The sequence below is a fragment of the Glutamicibacter sp. BSL13 genome (assembly GCF_052928425.1).
Genome location: NZ_JAVGCZ010000221.1, coordinates 1 through 1,019 on the forward strand (window position 1 = coordinate 1; position 1,019 = coordinate 1,019).

2 protein-coding genes are annotated in these 1,019 nt (G+C 71.8%); both read left to right on the forward strand.

The window, feature by feature from the left end; genetic code table 11:
- Positions 1-565: sensor histidine kinase (locus tag RCJ92_RS15975; RefSeq protein WP_446755134.1), on the forward strand; the 565-nt coding region annotated here is incomplete at its 5' end.
- A 58-nt stretch (positions 566-623) separates the two neighbouring features.
- On the forward strand, positions 624-1,019 hold a 396-nt coding region (locus RCJ92_RS15980), incomplete at its 3' end, for a response regulator (protein ID WP_446755135.1).

A 1,019-nucleotide genomic window follows, 5' to 3' on the forward strand; every position in this document is an offset into this window, starting at 1 on the left:
GGCCTCGATCTCGCTGCACGCCCGGGCCGCCACCGGCGCGGGTGACGCCGCCGGGGCGGTCAACGCCCTGGAGCGGGTGCAGCAGCTGGCCGGCCAGGCGCTGGCGGACCTGCGCCGGATCATCGCCGCGCTGGCGCCGGCCGAACTGGAGGACCAGGCGCTGGCGGGGGCGCTGGGGCGGATGCTGGAAAGGCTGGGCGAGGAAACCGGGATCCGCACCGAACTGCGGGCCGACCCGGACGTGCCGGCGCTGGACACCACGGTGCAGGTGGCGCTGCTGCGCGTCGCCCAATCGGCGCTGGCCAACATCCGCCGCCACGCGCACGCCAACCAGGTGGTGCTCTCGCTGCAGCTGGCCGGTGGTATGGTGCGTCTGGACATTTTCGACGACGGAATCGGGTTCGACGCCGACAGCTGGCAGCAGGCGCCCACCCACCTGGGCGACGGCGGGTTCGGGCTGCGCTCGATGCGCGAACGGCTGCGGGAGCTGGGCGGCGGGCTGGATGTGGAAAGCACCCCGGGCACCGGCACCGGGCTGTCCGCCTACCTGCCGTTGCGGCCCTGACCGAGGAACTCTGACCAAGGAACTCTGACCAAGGAAAGGAAAGGGGAGGAGCGCGCCGATGATCCGCATCATGCTGGTCGACGACCACCCGATCGTGCGCACCGGGCTGAAGGCCGTGTTCGACAACTACCCGGACATCACCGTCGCCTGCCAGGCCGGCAGCGGCGAGCAGGCCGTCGAACTGGCCCGGCAGTGCCCCGTCGACGTGGTGCTGTGCGACCTGCGCCTGGGCGAGGGGATGAATGGCGTGCAAACCACCGCGGCGCTGCGTGCCCTGCCCGATCCCCCACAGGTGCTGATCCTGACCACGTTCGACAAGGACGCCGAAATCCTGGCCTGCGTGGAGGCCGGCGCGGCCGGGTACCTGCTCAAGGACGTCGCCTCGGACACCATCGTCGATTCGGTGCGCCAGGCCGCGGCCGGCCGGATGGTGCTGGCCCCGGAGATGGCCCAG